Origin of the sequence: Microcoleus sp. A2-C3 (assembly GCF_036706065.1) — a bacterium.
GTDB lineage: Bacteria > Cyanobacteriota > Cyanobacteriia > Cyanobacteriales > Microcoleaceae > Microcoleus.
In genome coordinates, this window is the sequence record NZ_JAUBVX010000003.1 from 103680 (window position 1) to 125532 (window position 21853).

Sequence of the window (21853 nt, forward strand, 5' to 3'; positions counted from 1 at the left end):
GTAATTGTAATTGGGAAAAAAGCCAATTTTATCAGGGGTTGTCCAACCAGATTTTGATCTCTCAACTAACCGCTAACTCCTAACTGCCGGCGACTTAACAAATTAACTTCCCCCTGAGTTGGGAGTTGCTATTTCTATGAGACCCAAATCGATCGCCTGGGCTTCTTTCTTCTCCTGGGTAGTCGAATAAGTAGCAAACTGGGGCAGAATTTCATTGCTGAAAGCCTCAGCAGCTTTAGAACGGTAACGGTTGGGGTTGTAAATCAGCGACAAAATCCGAGTTACCAAAACTTCATCCATTTTAGATTTGTGTAAAACGCCCATCATCAACTCTTTTTCGATCGCCGAAACCGACACAAAAGCAGCACCCAGCCCCGACTGAACAGCATTTTTAATTGCTTCGATCGAATTTAGTTCCATCTCAATTTTCAGGCGGCGCGTGTCAATGCCACAGCGAGTCAACACCTGATCGATGACTTTGCGGATAGTAGACTGCGAATCCAGGCAAATAAACTGCAATTTATAAAGGTCTTCTTTTTGGATACTTTCTTGTTGTACCATCGGGTGAGATGGCGGGAGAATCAGAGCCAATTCGTCCTCAGCATAAGGAACAATTTCTAAAGCTTCTACAAGTTCGGTAGGGATTTCTCCGCCAACAATTGCCAAATCGATTTGCCCATTGGCCACACTCCACGCCGTGCGGCGGGTCGAGTGTACGTGAAGTTGTACCGCTACATCCGGGTACTTTTGCCGAAACATCCCAATCATCCGGGGTAGCAAATACGTCCCCGTTGTTTGAGATGCGCCGACAATCAAAGTACCGCCTTGGAGATTTTGCAAGTCTTCCAGAGCTCGACAAGTTTCTTGACAAAGCGATAAAATTTTCTCGCCGTAACTCAGCAGCAGGTGTCCAGCTTCGGTCAGTTGCGCCCTGCGCCCCCCCCGGTCAAACAGCGGTACGTTCAATTGTCTCTCTAAGTTTTGTACCTGCAAGCTAACTGCTGGTTGGGATACGTAGAGGCTGTCGGCGGCGCGTTTGAAGCTTCCTTCAGAGGCGATCGCCTTGAGAATGCGTAACTGGTCTAAAGTGAAAGGAAGGTCAGACATATATCTAAATTGTCAGTTGTCAGTTGTCAGTTGTCAGTTGACGGTTGACGGTTGACTGTAGGCAGCGAACAGCAAACAGCGAACAGTCAACAGCGAACAGTCAACAGCGAACAGCGAACAGCGAACAGTCAACAGTCAACAGCGAACAGTGAACAGTTAACTGACTGATAACCGCTGAATGCTCCCATAGATACTTTGTGACACAAATTGGCAGAGAATCAATAACTTTTCTTAATATTTGCAATGACGATCGACTGGCCACTCGACTCCCACTTAGTTATTCTTGGACTTTTACTGATGTTTGCGATCGCCCACAGCGGTTTAGCAGCCCTCCGCCCGAAAGGTGAAAAGCTAATCGGGCCGAGACTTTACCGCGTTTTGTTTGCCCTTGTCAGTTTGCCGCTGGCGGTGATTTTGGTTGTCTACTTTTTCAACCACCGCTACGACGGCGTGCAGCTTTGGCAAGTACAGGGCGTGCCGGCAGTTAAACCCATAGTTTGGATACTTTCGGCAATTTCCTTTCTGTTTCTGTACCCAGCAACTTTCAACCTTCTAGAAATTGCCGCCATCCAAAAGCCGGAAGTTCACCTCTACGAAGCCGGCATCATTCGCATCACCCGTCACCCGCAAATGGTGGGACAGGTGATTTGGTGTGTGGCCCACACCCTGTGGATTGGCACTAGCTTTACCCTCGTCACTTCCATCGGTTTGATACTTCACCACCTGTTCGGAGTGTGGCACGGCGACAGTCGGCTGCGAGCTCGTTTTGGCGAATCCTTTGAAACCATCAAATCTCGCACCTCAATTATTCCATTTTTGGCAATCCTGCAAAAGCGTCAAACCCTTGATTTGCTTGAGTTTATGCGTCCTTCATACGTAGGTGTAGTTATTTTTACGGGCCTGTTGTGGAAAATTCATCCTTTTTTGATGCGTGTCACGGGGAACATATACTGGTAGCATGATCCCTAGGATAGAAAAAAATTATTAAATTTTGAGGGATCATGGTGTTGTCGGTTAGCGAACGCACTTTTGCACAAGAGGTATTTCAAGCCTCTACCCCCGTTTTAGTTCACTTTTGGGCACCTTGGTGCGGTTTGTGCCGCGCGATCGACCCTACGGTTACGACATTTGAGGCAGATTGGGCAGGAAAAGTTAAGATCCTAGGGGTGAATGCCGATCAATCTTTCAAGTTGGCCAACACTTACCGGCTGACAAGTCTGCCGACACTGATTTTGTTTGAGGGCGATCGAGCTCGATTTAGATTTGAACATTATCAAGGACGCGAGGAACTGCGGCGCACTCTGGATTCCTGGATGCTGGCCACTCAAAGCTCTTCCCCATCTCAACGAATGCAACCGCAGGAAGCATTTAACAGATAACGTTTCCAAAGCATTGGGCTCTTGCGTAGAAAGCATTGGGCTCTTGCGTAGAAAGCATTAGAAATTCCCCATTTGTCGATCGACCATCCGATCCAAAATAAATATCGTAGTCTTGTATACACAGGACTGCGATATTTTTCTATCTATCTTTTGACGTAGATTTAAAGAAGACTGAGCGGTTGAAACCGCGTCTATACAAACAAAACCCGAGCTCAGAGGGGTTGAAGAATTGACGGTGAAAATTACGTAAAACGTAATTTTATTCAGTCCGCGGAGGCGGACTTGGTTTTTGTAGACGCCGTTTCAACCGCCGTCTTATCTTAAGAATTGCAGCGAGTATTTTTGCCCAGTCGCGCAGGCGTGTGTCACAATTGTTTACAGTTTTGGCAATATCTAGTAGAAACTTTAAACTACCTATCAGTCATGGAACTGCTTTATCAATACGCTTGGCTGATTCCAGTCCTGCCGCTGGCAGGCGCAATGCTAGTAGGTCTAGGCTTAATCACCTTTAACCAGGCCACCAACAAACTCCGACAAGCGAATGCGATCTTCATCGTCTCCACGCTCGGAGGGTCAATGGTACTATCTTTCGCACTGCTGTGGAGTCAAATACAGGGCCACGAACCCTACACCCGCACTATTGAGTGGGCTTCTGCTGGCGACTTCTCGCTGAACATGGGCTATATCATCGACCCCCTCACGTCGGTAATGCTGGCGATCGTCACCACGGTCGCCTTTTTGGTGATGATTTACACCGACGGGTACATGGCACACGATGACGGGTACGTGCGCTTTTACGCCTACCTGAGCATCTTCAGCGCCTCAATGTTAGGTCTAGTCCTCAGCCCGAACATCATTCAGATTTATATTTTCTGGGAATTGGTAGGTATGTGTTCGTACCTGCTAGTTGGATTTTGGTACGATCGCAAACCCGCAGCAGACGCCTGCCAAAAAGCCTTCGTCACCAACCGCGTCGGCGACTTCGGCCTGCTGTTGGGCATTCTCGGCATTTACTGGGCAACCGGTAGCTTTGAATTTGACGTAATGGGCGATCGCCTGCACTCCCTAGTCGAATCCGGCGCCCTTTCGGCGACTCTAGCGACAATCTTCGGCGTTTTGATCTTTTTGGGCCCAGTCGCCAAATCAGCTCAATTCCCCCTCCACGTCTGGCTCCCAGACGCAATGGAAGGCCCTACACCGATTTCAGCCTTGATTCACGCGGCCACGATGGTAGCCGCCGGAGTCTTCCTGATTGCTCGGATGTATCCAGTATTGGAAGGCCTGCCGGAAGTCATGAATTTGATCGCCTGCACCGGCTGTTTTACAGCATTCATGGGTGCTTCGATCGCAATTACGCAAAATGACATCAAAAAAGGCTTAGCCTACTCCACCATCTCCCAATTGGGCTACATGGTAATGGCAATGGGAGTCGGCGCATACAGTGCCGGACTCTTCCACTTAATGACCCACGCTTACTTCAAAGCAATGCTGTTCCTGTGTTCAGGTTCAGTCATTCACGGCATGGAAGATGTCGTCGGCCACAACCCCGCTCTCGCTCAAGACATGAGAGTCATGGGCGGCTTGCGGAAATATATGCCGATTACCGCTACTTGCTTTTTAATCGGCAATTTAGCAATCTGCGGCATTCCGCCGTTTGCTGGTTTCTGGTCAAAAGACGAAATCCTCGCCCAAGCTTTTCACGCTAATCCCGCTCTCTGGGCGGTGAGTTGGCTGACTGCCGGCATGACCGCGTTTTATATGTTTCGGATGTATTTCAGCACCTTTGAGGGCGAATTCCGAGGCAATGACAACGCGATCAAACAGCAACTTCTGCAACCAGGTTTGGTCTTCGGCCCTGGAGCAATGAATGTTAAGGAATTGGCATCCACTGGCGAAAGTCACGACGAACACGACCATTTTCCTCACGAATCTCCTCTGACAATGGCTCTGCCGTTAGTGTTGTTGGCAGTACCTTCTGTGTTTATCGGTTTTCTCGGTACGCCGTTTGCCAATTATTTCGAGCAGTTTGTGCGCGCACCAGGGGAATCTCTGGAAGAAGTTTTGGCACACGCTGCGGAGTTCGATTTGACGGAATTTTTAATCATGGGCGGGAGCTCTGTAGGTATTGCTTTGCTTGGCATTACTTTGGCTTCGCTGATGTATTTGAGCCGTAAAATTGATGCTGGCGCGATCGCCCAAAAAATCAAACCGCTTTACGAGTTCTCCCTCAACAAGTGGTATCTCGACGATATCAACGAAGTTCTCTTCGTCAAAGGCAGCCGTCGTTTAGCGCGGCAAGTCATGGAAGTGGATTTGCGAGTTGTCGATGGTATCGTCAACTTGACAGGGTTTCTGACTCTGGTTACGGGCGAAGGTTTGAAATACTTTGAAAGCGGCCGTGCTCAATTTTATGCCCTGATTGTGTTTGTCGCAGTTCTGGGTTTTGCGATCGTTTCTGGAGTCAGTTAAATCTGTAGGGAAATGCCAATGCCTATTGGTCTCAACAATCGCCTGAAACCTTTTGTCTTTCTCCTTTACTGCCGAGGTCTGATCCCCCTAAATCCCCCTTAAGAAGGGGGACTTTGAGCAGATTCTTGTCCCCCCCTTTTTAAGGGGGGCTAGGGGGGATCTGGCCTCGGAGATCGACGAGAGATACAAAGGTTTTCAGGCGATTGTTGAGACGCCTTGGGCGAAGCGAAGCGGAGGGATTGCCGTATCCCCACCAAGAGATATTTTAAGAAATGCTATTAGCTCAATAACTCACAATTGACAATTAGCCAATAGATGTACATCTTTGATTAAACTCAATTTGTGCGATCGTACAAATTGTCACAAATATAGCAAAAACAAAGGTTTCGTATAAAGAAAGTATAAAATTTACACCAAAACTGTCAAAATGTGTTTAAACCTAATAACTGACGGCTTATTTTAAAACGCAATGGATACAGCAAATTTTCCCTGGCTAACAACAGCAATTCTGTTTCCCGTTGCTGCGTCCTTGCTGATTCCTTTGATTCCCGACAAGGATGGCAAGACGGTGCGCTGGTATGCACTAATTGTAGGTTTGATCGATTTTGCTCTGCTTGTTTACGCTTTTTGCACTCATTACGACTTCAGCAATCCAGATTTGCAACTGGTAGAAAGCTATACTTGGGTACAGCAACTCGATTTAAATTGGTCGGTGGGTGCTGACGGTTTGTCGATGCCGCTGATTTTGCTGACTGGTTTTATTACTACGCTGGCTACTTTAGCAGCTTGGCCTGTCACATTTAAACCGAAGCTTTTTTACTTTTTGATGCTGATCATGTACGGCGGACAAATCGCAGTTTTTGCCGTACAGGATATGTTGCTGTTTTTCCTAGTTTGGGAACTGGAATTAGTCCCGATTTACCTAATTTTGTCCATCTGGGGCGGCAAGAAGCGCCTCTATGCAGCCACCAAGTTTATCCTGTACACCGCAGGCGGTTCGCTGTTTATTTTGCTGGGCGCGCTGACGATGGCGTTTTATGGCGATACGGTGACTTTCGATATGCGGGCGATCGCGCTTAAAGACTTCGCCCCCAATATAGAATTGCTCTTGTACGCAGGTTTCTTAATAGCCTACGGCGTCAAACTGCCAATTTTTCCCCTCCACACTTGGCTCCCTGACGCTCACGGCGAAGCCACCGCACCAGCCCATATGTTGCTAGCAGGAATTCTGCTAAAAATGGGCGGCTACGCCTTGCTGCGGATGAATGCGGGAATGCTCCCCGATGCTCACGCTACTTTCGCACCGCTGTTAGTAATTTTGGGTGTGGTGAACATTGTTTACGCCGCGTTGACTTCTTTTGCTCAGCGCAACTTGAAGCGGAAAATTGCCTATTCTTCGATTTCCCACATGGGATTTGTGCTGATTGGGATAGCTTCGTTTACCGATTTGGGAACTAGCGGCGCAATGCTGCAAATGATTTCCCACGGTTTAATCGGGGCGAGTTTGTTCTTCATGGTAGGATGCACTTACGATCGCACTCACACCCTCATGCTCGACGAAATGGGCGGTGTCGGCAAGAAAATGCGTAAAGTTTTTGCCATGTGGACTGCTTGCTCGATGGCTTCTTTGGCTTTGCCGGGAATGAGCGGTTTTGTAGCAGAATTAATGATATTTGTGGGCTTTGCAACCAGCGATGCTTACAATCCGGTGTTTAAGGTTTGTGTAATATTTCTGGCGGCTGTCGGCGTAATTTTGACTCCGATTTACCTGCTGTCAATGCTGCGGGAAATCTTCTACGGCCCAGAAAATAAGGAATTGGTGGAACATGAAGAGTTGGTGGATGCGGAACCGCGAGAAGTGTTTATTATTGCGGCTCTGTTAGTGCCGATTATTGGCATTGGCTTGTATCCGAAGATGCTGACTCAGGTTTACGATGCGACTACTTCACAGTTGACTGCAAGATTGCGGGCTTCTGTACCGTCTCTGGTGGCAAAAGCTGCTGATAAAACAGTGGCTCTGCGCGCTCCGGCGATCGCACCGAGTAAGTTGTAACTTGCACTGGATTTAGGAAGAAAACCCCCAAACCATTTTAAAGATAGGGTTTGGGGGTTTTCTATTTTTATGGATAGACAAATCAGGGAAACTTTGGCTCTCAAGGAATCTGGAGTTGGGTTTGAGAAATAAAATGGGCATGCGGTAAATGAGGGCGATCGGAGTGTTAGACCGCAACTGCGATATAATTAATAGTTAGGTGTCTTTAATCTCCGGTTGAAGCAGTTCTTGAAGGAGATCTGTTAGTAGCTGTCTCCTCAGAGGTATTTTGCACCTACAGCCACAACCATTAGTCAAGCTTTCTTCGCTTTAGTAAGCTTATTTTAATAATGTTTAGCCTTTATTCAAAATGACTGAAAAAACTTTCAATCTATTTATTTTTGTGGGAAATGATATTATCCACGAATTAGGTGTAGTTGTTCATGAGCAGGAGGGTACAGATCAAGAAAAACTTGCTTTTCTCAAAAGCCAAGTTGTTGCTGACTTCAAGAAAGCAATACGAATTTTAATTCCTAATAGATACTTGATTGAAAATGAGGTTACTGGTGAAAGAATTAATGCTCTAAAGTACGAGAAGTTTAGAGTTTTAATGCAAATGAATTTGTACATGCAGGTTTTTGAGGAAATTTTTCAGTCATTTAATGCATCTGCAACTCCTCTTTTTTGCATGACTCCAGTTGTTGAAGGTGAATTAAGAGTTGATGCGGAACAAGAAATGATAATTCCCAATGAGCATGAGACAGAAGAAGTAAAGTCAATAGAGTTTTGGTTTTCAGACTATCTAACTCATTACATGACTGAGGAAGGTTTTGATTTGTCTCGATTAGTAAACGATGACTATCTCTTAGCCATAAAACTTCTCTATAATAACGGACATTACGTTTCAGCCTTAAAGTTACTAATGTCTTTTATTGATACTATAGCTTTTCTTGAATTCGATGATACTCAGAGAAACTTCCAAAAGTGGCTTGATCAATATGTCGATTTAAGTAATCTACAGATAGTATCTGATGAGCTTTGGGAAATGCGTAATTCTCTTCTTCATATGACAAATGTTGATTCGAGAAAAGTGAGAAAAGGTGATGTGCAGCGGTTGATGTTTTACGTAGGCACTTTAACCAAAGGATTACCTGACAAAACTGATGAAGCTAATTATTTCGAGTTGATGGGGCTAATTAGAGCCGTTGCTTATGGTGTTGATAGGTGGGCTAACTCTTATAATGTCGATCGGACTAAGTTTCAGATTTTTGTAGATAGATATGATCGTATAATTTCTGATTCCAGATATCAAACTGTTAAAGTAGAGTGATTTTCTCAATAATCTTTGTTATGGTCAGCAGTCAGCCACCTCACAATCCCGTTGCACGCCGACCGTATCAAGATGGTTGGTGTAGTCCGAAAGGTTACTAGCGGCGGGTGAACGGGGTCGTTAAGATGAAGATAAGACTCGTGAGAGCGTTGCGAAAGAAGCGATGATTGCCGCAGATGTTGTCGCTGAAGTTGTTACGCCCCGCGCCATAAGACGTGCGAGGAGATCGACAGTCCTTTGGGTGGAGGATAACCCTTATAACAATAGCTATGAACGTCAAGCACTTGAAGCGCTAGGAGTTAGTTTTGTGTTGGCAAAATCGACAGATGAGGGGCTAAATAAAATTTCTCAACAACGTTTCGATGCAATTATTTCCGACATGGGGCGACCACCTGATTCCCGCGCAGGCTATACGCTCCTCGATAAGCTGCGCTCTAGTGGGGATCAAACTCCATTTATCATTTATGCTGGTTCAAGAGATCCAGAACACGTTGCGGAGTCACGCCGTCACGGTGCTATTGGATGTACTAATAATCCAAACGAGTTGTTTGAAATGGTATTGTCTGCGTTAGATCGCGTCGCATAATAACCAAGTGTACACCGACCGCTGAGAGCTTATTTATTGAGTGTACTGAGAACAACTTAATTGATATTATTCCTTTATCATATTCATATCGATTGGTAAAATTAAAGGGAATACTAACCAAACTGCAACTCATGCTAAAAACTATCGAATGAGCTTTATACTGAGGCATTTTTATGTTGAAAGTGACAGTTGACGAAATTCAGCGCGATCCTTCAAAGTATCTACGTCAAGTGGAGGCTGGTGCAATTTTTGTTATCCTGCAAGCAGATAAGCCGATCGCCGAACTAAGACCTATTTCTAGTAGCAAGCAATTACGACCATTCGGTTTGTGTGCAGGCGAGTTTACCGTTCCAGATGATTTCGACGCTCCTTTGCCGGAAGATATCCTCAGTGCATTTGAAGGTAAATGAAGATTATGCTAGATACGCACATCTTTTTATGGTTCATCAGTGGTGACGCCCAGTTATCAACAGATGTTCGAGATTGCAATTCGCGATCCAGATAATGAGGTCTATTTGAGTGCAGTTTCAGTCTGGGAAGCAATTGTCAAGTACCAGTTGGGTAAGTTACCTCTGCCGGAGCATCCCGAAACATATTTACCCAAACAGCGCGATCTTCATCAAATTGTCAGTCTTTCTCTTGATGAAAGTAGCGTAGCTCAACTGGCTAAACTGCCACCATTACATCGCGATCCATTTGACAGAATGCTGATCTGTCAACCTTTAGAGAATGGTCTGACTATTGCGACAGTAGATGGGGCAATTCGTGCCTACTCGGTCAGCGTTATGTAGCAGTTTACGGTTATTTGTCGTCGCACAACTTCATGGCGCCATTCGCGATCGCAATACCGAATACTTCAAAATTACCATTTAGTCGATCGCTCTTCAATTCAGTACGAGATCTTCTTGTCTATAGCCCGATCGCCCGCGAGGAGACAGGGTGCGATGCTTCTTGGTTGGGCGATCGTCAATTTGTAGTATAATGTAATCTGTCAAAAAATCACTAAGAGCCAGAAAAGATATATCATAACTCTAACCGGATCATCTCTTCCCAGATATGTTCTACTGCTCGAATCCAAGGTGCTCTAATCCTTTCAATCCCGACAACTCTAAATTTTGTCAAAGTTGCGGCGAACCCGACCTCACGCCTCACTTCAGAAACCGCTACCGCGTGATTCGACTGTTGGGCGAAGGAGGATTTGGCAGAACTTATGAAGCCGTAGATATCGATCGCATGGACGATTCCTGCGTCATCAAACAGTTTTTCCCCCAAGTTCAGGGAACATCAGCACTTCAAAAAGCTACAGAACTGTTTAAGCAAGAAGCCAAACGACTTTACGAACTCGGCGAACATCCCCAAATTCCTCGATTAATTGCTTATTTTGAACAAGACAAGCGGCTTTATTTAGTACAAGAATTGATTGAGGGGCAAAATTTACTGGCTGAATTAACTCAGCAGGGCGCTTTTAACGAAGAAAAAATTTGGCAGTTGCTGGCAGATATTTTACCGATACTGAAATTTGTGCACGATCGCAATGTCATTCACCGAGACATCAAACTTGAGAATATCATCCGCCGCCGCACCTCCCCCAATCCATCTCTAACTGTGGCAAATTTTAAAAATTCCGCTTTCAGGAGGGGAGCACGCCGAGAGTTAGTTTTAATTGATTTCGGCGTTTCCAAACAAGTGACTGGCTCGCTGATGAGCCAAGTAGGTACGACGGTAGGAACCCCCGGATATTCGCCTGTCGAACAAATGCGGGGTCAAGTTTTCCCCGGAAGCGATTTGTATAGTTTGGGGATAACTTGTCTCAGACTGCTAACTCAATGTTTGCCAAAAGTTGACGGTTCCGATGACCTTTACGACCCAATTAACGGCGGCTGGATTTGGAGAGAACGCTTGCCCGCCGACACAAAAGTTAGCAGCGAATTAGCAACAATTTTAGATAAATTAATTCAAGATTATCTCAAAAATAGATATCAATCGGCTGATGAAGTAATCAAGGCTTTAAATCTCTATTCTCTCCCTCCCCAACCCCATTTTGGTAAGGCTGGACAACTGAATTTGAATTCTTCTCAGACCAAAGCCGCCCTACCTCCGCTAAATGCTTATCTGACTGAAACAGAACAACTTGCTATCAATACTCCGGTCAATCAAGGCAGGCAAGTCAACAGCAATATCTCTGTTAACCAGAGGGGAAAAATCAACACAAATCCGCCTCCAAACAAGGTAACACAAAGTATTGCTACTGTCAAAAGCACTTTTGAATTTCAGGTAGTTACAGTAGACAATCGCGGGCAGCAAACTAATCATAACAGCCGCAAAGCGCGTTTTTTTGAAGAACATCTCGGCCGCGGTACAGTCATGGAAATGGTATCTGTTCCTGGCGGTACTTTCCTCATGGGTTCCCCAAAAGATCGGGGTGACAGCGACGAAAAACCGCAGCACCCAGTAACTTTAGCATCTTTCTATATTGGCAAATTTCCAGTCACTCAGTCGCAATGGACGGCAGTTGCAGCGCTGCCGGAAATTAAAATGTTTCTCAATCCTGATGCTTCCCGTTTTAAAGGTGTCAATCGACCGATTGAAAATGTATCTTGGTACGAAGCGGTGGAGTTTTGCGCTAGACTTTCTCGCCAAACAGGTAAGAAGTATAGCTTGCCTAGCGAGGCGCAATGGGAATATGCTTGCCGGGGGCAAACTATGACGGCGTTTCACTTTGGAGAAACGATTACCAGCGAGTTAGCAAATTACAACGGAAATGCTAATGAGGCTGATGCGCCGAAGGGAGTTTATCGCTTTCAAACGACAGATGTTGGTAGTTTTAAACCGAATGCTTTCGGATTGTACGATTTGCACGGCAATGTGTGGGAATGGTGCGCGGATGCTTGGCACAATAATTATAACGGTGCGCCTGTTGATGGCAGCGTTTGGGAGTCTGGCGGCGATTATTCGCTGAGGTTGTTGCGGGGGGGTTCTTGGAACGATCGCCCTCCGAATTGCCGCAGCGCGTGCCGTCTCAGATATCAGCCGGATTGTAAGGCTAGTATTGTGGGTTTTCGTGTGGTTGTTTCGCTTGTCTAGACTTTAATTGAATTCATTGACAAACAATCTTGAAGTTATCTGCGTTTATCTACGTTTATCTGCGGTTTCCCTATCAATTAAAGATTTATGCAATAAGTCTATTGATCTTGTGTTCGCATAGAGAAACCCGGTTTCTTCATCAAGTAACCGGGTTTCTCTATGGTCGATCATCGCCCATTTAGCCGTTAACTAGCCTTCTTCTGAGGAGCCACCATACGTTCTACACTCATAGCAGCCACGCTCAATGTCACTACAGCCATGCCAAGAATTGCCACAGGCTGCAACTTTTCATTGATAATTAGGAACCCGAAGAGTGCGGTCATTGCCGGGCCCAAAGTGCCAATTACTGACGCTAATGCTGCTCCGGCATACCGGATGGCAAAATTGTTCAAAAGATAGCTAAACAGCGTCAGCACGCCTAAAACAACTCCTCCTGCAATCAAACCAGGCCAAACATTTTGGTCGATTTGAGGAGCCAAATTTTCTGACAGGGGCACCCACAAACTCAGGGAGGAAAATACAAAAATTGCGGCGAAATTAACTAAACTAAAAGGAATCGGGTGCAGCTTGCCCGCGGCCATTTGCGTCAGCAATACGTAACCTGCAAAGGTAATCCCAGAAGCCAGTGCTGCTGCGACTCCCACCCCGACATTGCCGCCGCCGGGAGGTGGCGCTGCAAAACTCGGCCAGCCGGCTAAAATCAGACCTAGGGTAATCCCGCCGATCGCCAAAAAGCCGATCGTACTGGGGCGAGCGCCAAACAAGATCCAAGAACCGAGTACGGTGACGATCGGGTAAATAAAGAAAATCGTAATCGCAATCCCCGCCGGAATATTGCCGATCGCCAAATAAATCAAAACCTGAGACAAAAACAGAAAAAATGCGCTTCCTAAAACCTTGCTCCACAAAGCTCGATCGCCCGACTGAAACAACCGCCTAATATCTTTCCAGACATTCGGATACAGAAAAGTTGCCAATATTGGCATCAAAGCCATCACCACGATCAGCCGCATCAACAAAATCAACAAAGAATTGCCAAAACCAGGAGTTACCACCCCCGGAAGTTCAAACAAGCCAAAAATCATCCGAGGATTTCTGCTTTTAATCAAAATTCTCAAACAAACATTAAACAGCGACAAGATCACCGCCGAAGAGAAAGCCAGCATCAAACCTGCTTGCACTTGAGGAATTGCTTGAGCGGGTGCTGCCGGCATTGCTGAGGGCTGCGGTAGGGCTTGCCGCGGCGCATCCGCAGGTGTTGGCTCCAGAACTTGCGGGCGGATAGAATTAGTTGATTGATCGGGATAGGAATCTTGAGCATCGAAAGGATTCTCAAGATATTCTTCTTCTTCGAGTTCTTCCCTAATCCGGTTGACAAGATTTTGTAACAGCTCTTCCCCTTGCATTTCTAGGGTTTTCATATTGTTAAGCCGCATGGATAGTTCGCTTTCATAGCTGCTCAAATCTTGTTCCAGCATCTGGAAACTGCGATCTATCCGCTCATCCAGCGCCGCCAATAACTCCGAAGCCCGTTCGTCATAGTTGCTCGGCGGCATCGGGATCGGGAACTCTCCGCTGGGAATTGGGCTGCTGAGAGAATGGCCAGAGTTAGCGCTGAGTTCGTTAAACCGCTGCACCAACAAATCTTGCAAATTGTGGGCCAAAACTTGAGCCAACTGCTTCAGCCACAATTGCTGCTGCTGAATGTATCGCCCAGACAGAGATTCCATTTGCTGGGACTGCAATTTGCGATATTGATCCCGGAGGCCTTCAATATCGTCAATCAGGTGATTTTTTTCACTTTGCAGGCGAGTAATGTCCTGATTTAACTGGCCTTTGACATTTTCATGCAAAGCGTCCAGTTCCTGCATCACTGAGTGTAGGACTTCTTCCGCTGATTGTGCATCCCCTGGGTCGTCTTTTGACGAGTATACGTTGCGCTGCGCCATTAGTCTATAACCTCTAATTTAAACTGCACGTTCAGTGTTCTTAAGTATTTTGGCTGCATCAGGTCGCAAGTTCTAGTGAGTTGCTCTCAAAGATTACGGACACTGTTGAATCTATAGTAGTCGCTAAGCTAGAAATGTGAAAAAATTGCGATCGCCCCAAGAACACTTTGTGCAATTAGAAATCATACTACAGCTTGACCTCTGCACCGATTGCTCCCAGTAATTCCCGCATCTGACTCACCCGGATCAACAGCCGAATAGCCCCTTCCCCGACAACTAAATTTGATTTTGGGGCCGACACTCCTCACCCCTCAACGCATAATTTAAGCCCTAAACGGCCAGAAACCCAGTTTCTCGGCCCAAGTCTCTCCGACACTCTGACACCCGGATTTATGATGTTAAAAGTTCCGAGCTTTTACTTACCAAATTTTTAATAGGCGATCGCACCCTCAAAAAGCCACCCTGCGCCATCAAAAAACTAACACATCCAATTCCCCAAGGACAACAGGTATGGCCTCCGAAATTTATGACCGAAGAGCGAGCCCGCCGGGCCCCTGGCTTCAGACACGGGGAAAAGTCTGCACCGGTTGAAACAGCCTTGAATATTTATTTGCACATCAAGATACAATATACAGGTCAGATTGTGTATACTGTAAACATGAAAGCAAAACTCAAATCCAATGCCAATGTAACATACTCTTGTAACTACCATGTTGTCTGGTGTCCCAAGTATCGCAGACCAGTATTGATTAACGGTGTGGACATTCGACTAAAAGCCATACTGCAAGAAGTTTGCACCGAATTTAATGCCGAGTTACAGGAAACGGAAGTCATGCCAGATCACGTCCATGTGCTGGTAGGAGTAGACCCGCAATTCGGAATCGCAAAATTGATTAGATATTTAAAAGGGCGTTCATCTCGACTACTGAGACAAGAATTTCCTTGGTTGAAAAGCCGACTACCAACTCTTTGGACAAATAGTTATTTTGTTTCCACCGTCGGCGGTGCGCCGTTATCTGTTGTCAACCAGTATATCGAGAATCAAAAAAATGTCTGATTACGGATTTCAGCAAAACTTAATTAGTCCCGATTCTAGCCTGAAAGCGATTTGAGAATTTGTATGTGGTGAGTCAAATAAGTTAGCTAATTGTGCGCTGTACTATGGTCGTCAGTTGTATTTCAAGACTGGGAAGACTCGCGGTAAATACGACTTTTACAAAATATTCAAATCAAATTTGCATTTTAAAGCACTTTACTCTCATGTCGCACAGCAAACTTTAACTAGCGTTTTGGTATTGCGATCAGCTTAAGATAAGTTTTCTGGAAAAATTGAGGAGATAATTTTCAGTAAAGTAACACTGATTTATAGCCTTTCTCAGAAAGATCAGGTACGCGAACGGCATGGGGCATTGGGCATGGGGCATTGAGCATTGGGCTATCCTCACTTTTTTGAGAACCGCTATATCTTGAGTCTTGTGATTGATAACCTGTATTTTGCAGTCAAAAATCACAGGTCACATATACTAAATTTAAACAGGGTATTATTTGTTATTGTCAGTGACAAGGTGCGCATTGCGCACCCTACAATTAACGGGAATTTACGACGGATTGTCAATCGGTAACAACCGTAACTTCGCGATATTCCCCAAGAGCTTTTGTGTCGGGCAAAATACCAACGCGGGCGAATTTCAAACCACTAACTCCTTGCAGTGATTCTACCATACCAGTTTGCACTTTTGCTTCTACCCAACCTTCGCGAGACAAGTAGCGCAAGTATTGTTGATACTCTTCCCATTCGTCTTCGGTTGAATAAACTATAGTTAGCATTCCTGATTGGGTAATTCGCTCTTGTGCATCTTTGTCAACGGCTTTTTCGATCCGCTTTTTGACGAGCTCATATCGAATATCGCGAGTGCCTTTGACATCGAACATTTTTTCAGTATTTTCGTTGTGAAAAATGTCGATCGTGGTATTCTGCACTAATACTAAATGTGCAAGTTCCATGTTGATTTGAGACTCGGCTTGCAGGCGAAACACTGTGCGGGCACAGTCGCAAATTGCTCGCAGTTGTTCGTACCGCAAACTGTGCAAGTGAAATTGGCTGAATTTGCCGTCAATAGATTTCCCGACATAAATCATGTGATCCATGCCGTCGGTGCATTCGATGTCGCAGTAATGGGGGAGAATTTGCTGCATTCGCTCTTGCCAGCGGGCCCAGGTTTCTTGGAGTTTGGTGCTGATTAGGTTCAGCATTTGATCGTAGCGGGTACGATCGCCATAAACGCAGTTATGTTCGTTTTCGCAGGCGGCTTGGTAAGCTTCAACTGCTGCCTGAACCGTGGATCCGCACTGCACAAAATAGTCAAAATACACTTCTAAACGCTCGTTTAAATATTCGGCTGCTCGCACCTCCATATCGACTGTTACTTTTTCTTTTAAATGCTCAATGTAGTCGAGCAAGTCGAGCCGTAGTTGCTCGCCTAGATGGGTAGTTTGTGTTTGGCAAACGGCATCGGCTATGGCTAAACCTAAGCGGAATTGTTCGAGCAAATCTGTTTGAATGGCTCGGTTTCTTTCGTCGCTAGAACCGCGAATGTCGGAAATTCCGTACAACGGATGAACGTCTGCAAATACGATCGTCTCTTGGGGCAGTCCCCAACTGCGCCTTTCTGCTTCTTGGGCGAACCGCCACTCGACTGCGGGATGAATGTTGTGAATGTGGGTAAACCGCTGCTGAATGGCTTGTCGCAGTGCTGCAATGAAGGCGGGAATGAGTTCTTGGGCGTGTTGAGCGTCAATGCCGTTGAAGTGGTTTGCCCGATCGCACAACAGCCCAACTACGCCCAAAATCCGCAGCCCGGAGCCCTCGCGAGTGACAGATTTGACCACAAGGGGTACTAACAGCATCGATTGAGTCCCCATTTTGCGCAAAGTTCGATCGCACTCGGTGCGGCATTCCCGGCGCAAGTCTGGGACGTTCCAAACTTGATTGGCTGCGGTAGCCTTAAAAAAGTGAGAAGCTTCTAGGGATTCCATTGAATAAATAATCGGCTGCAAATGTTGGCCGTCTTTGGAAACTAATAGCTGTACGTGTTCGCCGTCGGGGCGCAGCAGCAAAGTGCCGTCAGCATTAAAGAGCGATCGCAAACAGCGATCGATTCTCTCAAATTTATCTGGCCGCAGCATCGAATTGCAATCGATCAATAACTGAGTCAGCCGCCGAATTTGCTCCTGTACGGTGACATCAAAACCTTCTAGCAGCAGCAAACCTTCGACGCGGTAATTATCCAAATTTAGTCGATCGGCTAAATTTGCCAGTTGATTCGGCTGCATCAGCCAAGCTTCCCGTTCCGCCACAGGCATTAAATTTAAGGGAAGATCCGTAAATTCATCAATTTTTGAGTCAATTCTAGTAATTTTCAACTGTTCCGAACCTAGCCAAAATTCAATAAATTTGCGTTCGCGGTGTTGAGTATTTTTCATACTCGCCGTAACAGGTTCATCTAGTACACGCAAACCGTCGAGATCAATTTGATAAAACCGCTTAAATACCCAGTACAAAAGGTGACGGCGGTACAATTGTTCTGCTATTTTGGCATCGCAATCCTCGAACAATTCCAGCAGACTGAGCCCAGTTTCTGTAAACCAACCGTTATTAGATTGAGTGACCAAAGGGGTTCCCTCCCAACCGGCTAAGCGGCAAAATGCCGCGTTAGCGTAACGCATGGCAAAAGTTCCCGGTTCCATGACTGCGATTAAAACGCGACGATCGCCGAGAAATTGAAACAGTCGCTCTAAATCTTGTTTCCACGTTTTCAAGCGTTCAATTTCAGCAGATTGACTGGGTACTTGAGCCGTCAAAGCTTCCAATAGCTGATCGACGCTTGGTTCGCTTGGCAGATTGTCACTCTCTTCCTCTGTTGGAATGATACTTTCGGTTGGCAGTGATTTTACGGAGTTGGTGTTGTTTTGATGGGAAGACGATTTAGGAGTAGACATATGTAAAACACCTGAAAGCAGTGGATTTTGCCAAAAAATGTCAGCGATCGGGATTTATGGCTTTGTAAAGAACTTAGATATGGTTTGTAAAGTTTGTGTATAGGTATCGGAAACTGGGTGTTCTCTCTGGCGATCCGCCCAGCAACTTTTACTTTTTTTCACAAACAACCTCTCCGTCTCGACGTTATAGGTGATATTAACGTGTTTACGACCTAGGTGGTAACACCCATTATAAGCGGTGTTCTGTAGAGGATAGTGTCAGCGACTCATGGTATTTGACTCAGAGGCGAGATATATAGCAGTTTTAGGTTGAATGAGGAACAGCCCCGGTAATTGGGAATAGGAAATTGGGAATAGGAAATTGGGAATAGGAAATTGGTAATAAGAAATTGGGAATTAATTCCGAGTGTGTTTTTTACAAAATAAAACAAATAAATAATTCAAATTAATTATAACTTGGCAATGACAAAAATAAAATATATAATATATCTAGTAGCATTTGTAAAAGGACATAGTTATGGCTTTAACGCTTAACAATCTCATCGGCGATCTGACTGGATTTCCTATATTTGCTGGTGGGGGAGCGCGTCTTTTGGGATTCGGTACATCAGATGAGATTGACGTAGAGGATGGAAATTTGTCATCTTTTCCCTGGGGAGTTTGGGGACTAGATGGCAACGATACCATAGCAGGTTCCTCGGATTCCAACGAACGGCTGTTAGGAAATAATGGGGATGATGTTATCGGCGGTGGGGGCGGAAATGACATCATTTACGGCGGGAAAGAGAACGATCGCCTGGATGGAAATGATGGGAACGATGTAGTTAGGGGCGACGCGGGAAACGACATTATTTTTGGAGGGTTTGGAAACGATATTCTGCGTGGAGGGCAAGGAGACGACGATTTAGATGGCAATGAGGACAACGATTTCTTGGTGGGCGATCGGGGAATTGATGTGCTCACTGGAGGCCCTGGTGCTGACATATTTGTGCTTAGAAGCAACGAAGAATTTGGAGTCAATGGAGCCGATGTCATTACCGATTTTAATTTTGACGAGGGCGATCGCATTGGTTTGACGGATGGTTTAACAGAATTAGACCTCTTCTTCACTGACGACAATCTGATCGCTTACGACAACGACGGATTTATCAACGATATGGTGATTGAAAACTCAAGAAACGGACAGATTGTGGGGATAGTTTTAAACACGAATAGCTTTGAACTTACTGGTGCATTTGAACAAGCGAGTCCGTTTGCATTGGCAGTTAACGGTTCTCAGTTCCAGTTTTTGGCTTAGTTTTGTGTAGGCGGATTTGAGGGACACGGCAGTTCCGGGTAATGACACGGTATTGCCGTGTCCCTATAGATATTGAGGATGAGCTAATGTATTGAAATATTCCTTTAGCCGTTTTTCATGCTAATCTAGAAGTAGCAACTAAAATTAGGGGGAAATATAAATGACCGCTAAAATTCACCCTCCATTAACTGCACTCCCAGAACAGCGGTTATTTTTGCCACTGTCGATGACTTGGGAGCAGTTTAAAGCTCTAGATTCCTTGCTAGAGTATACTCGCAGTGTTCGCTTGTCTTACCTGGACGGATATGTAGAGATTATGACACTTTCGCCAGCTCATGAAACCATTAAATGCCTGCTGGCATTACTGCTAGGTCAGTTTTTTTTAGAAAGAGATATTAGTTTTAGACCGACGGGTAGCGCCACACTCCAAGGGGAAACAAAAGGCAGCAGTAAGGAACCAGATTTATCTTATTACTTTGGCGAAGATAGGCGGCAGCGGGAAACGCCAGATTTGGCGATCGAAGTTGTTTTTACCAGCGGAACTATCAATAAGCTGGAATATTATCGGCGATTTAACATTGCGGAAGTTTGGTTTTGGGAAAATGGAGTATTTTCGCTTTACCAACTGAAATCGGAGGGTTATGAGTTAGTTTCTCGGAGTATGTTGTTGCCGGATTTAGATATATAATTGCTGAGTCAGTGTTTGCAAATGTCGGAGGAAAAAGAAGCTTTGAAACTTTTTCGGAATGCTGTTCGAGGTTGCTAATATTTTGCAGGATGTGAGTGAAGGGCGCACTTATGCCAGAAATGCCGGAAATGCCAAAAATGTACGAATTGTACGAATTGTCATAACAATCGAAATCACCTAAAAACCTCCACCGTTTCTAGCCTGCGGACATTTCATTTTCCCCTATACTATTGGCAGTATAAAAAATCTCACTCTTCAGCAATTACCTATGAATAGGAGTTATTCGCGGTTTGATTCCCTCGCCAGCATCCTAGCAGGAACAGTAACGGTAGCAGGAATAGTCATGTTTGCGCCTGCACCGATTTTCGCTATGTCTTCGCCAGAAATTGCAAAATTAGCTGAATCAGTCACCGTTCAAATCAATGGTAAATCTCCCAATATGGTGAGTAGCGGCACTGGATTTATTATTGCTAAAAAAGGCACGACTTACACTGTACTGACAGCTAATCACGTTGTTGTCAATCCTAAATTTACTTATACAATTCACACTTCTACAGGAAAAGATTATCAAGTAACCCGTAGTGTACTATTGCAGAAAGGCCAGAATGCTCCAGATTTAGCAGTCGTAACATTTAACAGTGCAGAATCTTATCCAGTTGTAACTTTAGGCGATTCCGAACAAGCGGCAGTTGGTACAGGAATTTTTGTGTTTGGCTATCCAGCTAATGAGTTGCAAGAAAAGTACGGAACCAATCGCAATTTTGAATTTTCACCGGGCTTTGTTACCAGCCGTCTCCCGAATCATCCACAAGGTTATACTTTGCGCTACAACGCTGTCACCAAAGGGGGAATGAGTGGGGGGCCGGTATTTGATGTAGAAGGGCGCGTAGTTGGGATTCACGGACAGGGCGATCAGGATTTAGATGATGTCACAGATACGGACAAAAAATTCCTCATAGGTAATAAAGCAATTACTAAAACAGGATTTAATTCAGCGATTCCTATTAACACTTTTATCGCTAAATTATCGGAAGCTGGGTTGAATCGATCGGCACTTTTGATAAATACCTCTCCCACAGCTAATGTACCTCTGAAACTGAACAATCCCCAAGATGCTAAAACTTATTATGTTCGGGGTTTAACTCGGTTTGATAAGGGAGATGCGCCGGGGGCTGTGGCCGATTTTACGAAAGCGATTCAAACTCAATCGGATTATGTAGAAGCTTATTTCTATCGGGGACTGGCGTATTTTGACTTGAGAGAAATTCCCAAAAGTCTCGCTGATTATAGCAAGGCGATCGCCCTAAATGGCAGTTATCTCGATGCGTACTACAATCGGGGACTGGTTTTGTCGGCGATGGGCGATAAACCGGGGGCGATCGCCGATTATACTCAAGTCATCCGTCAGGATCGAAACTTTGCCGCAGCTTACAACAACCGAGGCGTAGCGCTTTCGGACTTGGGCGATCAAAAAGGGGCGATCGACGATTTCAATCAAGCGCTGCAAATCAATCCAGGTCGCGCCAACACTTATTTTAACCGAGGATTAGCGCTATTTCGCATCAATAACGATCGCTCTGCCTTAGCTGATTACACCCAAGCGATTCAACTCAATCCCAGTTATGCAAAGGCTTATGCTAATCGAGGGATTACCTTGGTGAGAATGGGAGATCGGCCAGGGGCGATCGCAGATTTGCAGCAAGCCGCCCGTTTATTTCGCGCTCAAGGGATGGCCGCAGATGCTCAGAAAGCATTAGATTTGATTGGTCAATTGCAAAAATAGCCAATTGCAAAAATAGCAAAAATAGCCCCGCCGAATGGAATTCGGGGCTACACAAACAAAGTCCGCCTACGCGGACTGAAAATCTATTTAATTCTTCAGTCCGCGGAGGCGGACTTCGTTTGTGTAGTAGCGGTTTCAACCGCCGAATTT

The 21853-nt window shown here is 45.4% G+C and carries 18 protein-coding genes; 15 read left to right on the top strand and 3 right to left on the bottom strand.

Annotated elements, in window-relative coordinates:
* Window positions 1-102 precede the first annotated feature (102 nt).
* Window positions 103-1107, bottom strand: a complete 1005-nt coding sequence (locus QUB66_RS03280; RefSeq protein WP_265235127.1) for a LysR family transcriptional regulator — start codon at window positions 1105-1107, stop codon at window positions 103-105.
* Between the two features lie 243 nt (window positions 1108-1350).
* Here QUB66_RS03280 and QUB66_RS03285 point away from each other — a divergent pair, with 243 nt between their 5' ends.
* From QUB66_RS03285 to QUB66_RS03330, 10 genes are all read left to right on the top strand, one after another.
* Window positions 1351-2064 carry an NnrU family protein gene (locus QUB66_RS03285; RefSeq protein ID WP_265235126.1) on the top strand — a complete coding sequence of 238 codons (714 nt, stop codon included), beginning with the start codon at window positions 1351-1353 and terminating at the stop codon, window positions 2062-2064.
* Window positions 2065-2108: 44 nt separating this feature from the next.
* Entirely contained in the window at window positions 2109-2486 is a 378-nt protein-coding gene (locus QUB66_RS03290) for a thioredoxin family protein (RefSeq protein ID WP_265235125.1), read from the top strand.
* A 423-nt stretch (window positions 2487-2909) separates the two neighbouring features.
* Entirely contained in the window at window positions 2910-4955 is a 2046-nt protein-coding gene (locus QUB66_RS03295; protein WP_332966030.1) for an NAD(P)H-quinone oxidoreductase subunit 5, read from the top strand.
* A 469-nt stretch (window positions 4956-5424) separates the two neighbouring features.
* Window positions 5425-7008, top strand: a complete 1584-nt coding sequence (locus QUB66_RS03300) for an NAD(P)H-quinone oxidoreductase subunit 4 (RefSeq protein ID WP_332965937.1) — start codon at window positions 5425-5427, stop codon at window positions 7006-7008.
* Between the two features lie 349 nt (window positions 7009-7357).
* A complete protein-coding gene (locus QUB66_RS03305; RefSeq protein ID WP_332965935.1) occupies window positions 7358-8317 on the top strand; it encodes a hypothetical protein in 960 nt (319 codons plus the stop codon).
* Window positions 8318-8480: 163 nt separating this feature from the next.
* Window positions 8481-8903, top strand: a complete 423-nt coding sequence (locus QUB66_RS03310) for a response regulator (RefSeq protein WP_332965934.1) — start codon at window positions 8481-8483, stop codon at window positions 8901-8903.
* Between the two features lie 173 nt (window positions 8904-9076).
* A complete protein-coding gene (locus QUB66_RS03315) occupies window positions 9077-9313 on the top strand; it encodes a type II toxin-antitoxin system Phd/YefM family antitoxin (RefSeq protein WP_332965932.1) in 237 nt (78 codons plus the stop codon).
* A gap of 63 nt (window positions 9314-9376) precedes the next feature.
* The gene (locus tag QUB66_RS03320; RefSeq protein ID WP_332965930.1) at window positions 9377-9694 is read left to right on the top strand and encodes a type II toxin-antitoxin system VapC family toxin; all 318 of its coding nucleotides are present in this window, start codon (window positions 9377-9379) and stop codon (window positions 9692-9694) included.
* Between the two features lie 32 nt (window positions 9695-9726).
* Window positions 9727-9885 carry a hypothetical protein gene (locus tag QUB66_RS03325; RefSeq protein WP_332971199.1) on the top strand — a complete coding sequence of 53 codons (159 nt, stop codon included), beginning with the start codon at window positions 9727-9729 and terminating at the stop codon, window positions 9883-9885.
* Between the two features lie 74 nt (window positions 9886-9959).
* Window positions 9960-11987, top strand: coding sequence for a bifunctional serine/threonine-protein kinase/formylglycine-generating enzyme family protein (locus QUB66_RS03330; protein ID WP_332965929.1), 2028 nt, complete (start codon window positions 9960-9962; stop codon window positions 11985-11987).
* Between the two features lie 185 nt (window positions 11988-12172).
* Here the strand turns inward: QUB66_RS03330 and QUB66_RS03335 are convergent, their stop codons facing one another.
* Window positions 12173-13936, bottom strand: coding sequence for a DMT family transporter (locus tag QUB66_RS03335; protein ID WP_265235117.1), 1764 nt, complete (start codon window positions 13934-13936; stop codon window positions 12173-12175).
* 658 nt (window positions 13937-14594) lie between these two features.
* On the opposite strand from QUB66_RS03335, the gene tnpA reads away from it, so the two are divergent.
* A complete protein-coding gene (gene tnpA, locus QUB66_RS03340) occupies window positions 14595-14993 on the top strand; it encodes an IS200/IS605 family transposase (RefSeq protein ID WP_332966029.1) in 399 nt (132 codons plus the stop codon).
* 554 nt (window positions 14994-15547) lie between these two features.
* Here the strand turns inward: tnpA and QUB66_RS03345 are convergent.
* Window positions 15548-17935 carry a GAF domain-containing protein gene (locus QUB66_RS03345; RefSeq protein ID WP_332965927.1) on the bottom strand — a complete coding sequence of 796 codons (2388 nt, stop codon included), beginning with the start codon at window positions 17933-17935 and terminating at the stop codon, window positions 15548-15550.
* A 517-nt stretch (window positions 17936-18452) separates the two neighbouring features.
* Here QUB66_RS03345 and QUB66_RS03350 point away from each other — a divergent pair.
* The 4 genes from QUB66_RS03350 to QUB66_RS03365 all read left to right on the top strand — a co-directional run bounded on the left by QUB66_RS03350 (window position 18453) and on the right by QUB66_RS03365 (window position 21703).
* Window positions 18453-19232: a calcium-binding protein gene (locus tag QUB66_RS03350; protein WP_332965926.1), complete on the top strand. Its 780-nt coding sequence runs from the start codon at window positions 18453-18455 to the stop codon at window positions 19230-19232.
* A 160-nt stretch (window positions 19233-19392) separates the two neighbouring features.
* Window positions 19393-19920, top strand: a complete 528-nt coding sequence (locus tag QUB66_RS03355) for a Uma2 family endonuclease (RefSeq protein WP_332965924.1) — start codon at window positions 19393-19395, stop codon at window positions 19918-19920.
* A 58-nt stretch (window positions 19921-19978) separates the two neighbouring features.
* Entirely contained in the window at window positions 19979-20101 is a 123-nt protein-coding gene (locus tag QUB66_RS03360) for a hypothetical protein (RefSeq protein ID WP_265235113.1), read from the top strand.
* A gap of 87 nt (window positions 20102-20188) precedes the next feature.
* Complete coding sequence (locus QUB66_RS03365; RefSeq protein ID WP_332965921.1) at window positions 20189-21703, top strand: tetratricopeptide repeat-containing S1 family peptidase; 1515 nt, start codon at window positions 20189-20191, stop codon at window positions 21701-21703.
* The last annotated feature ends 150 nt before the right edge of the window (window positions 21704-21853 follow it).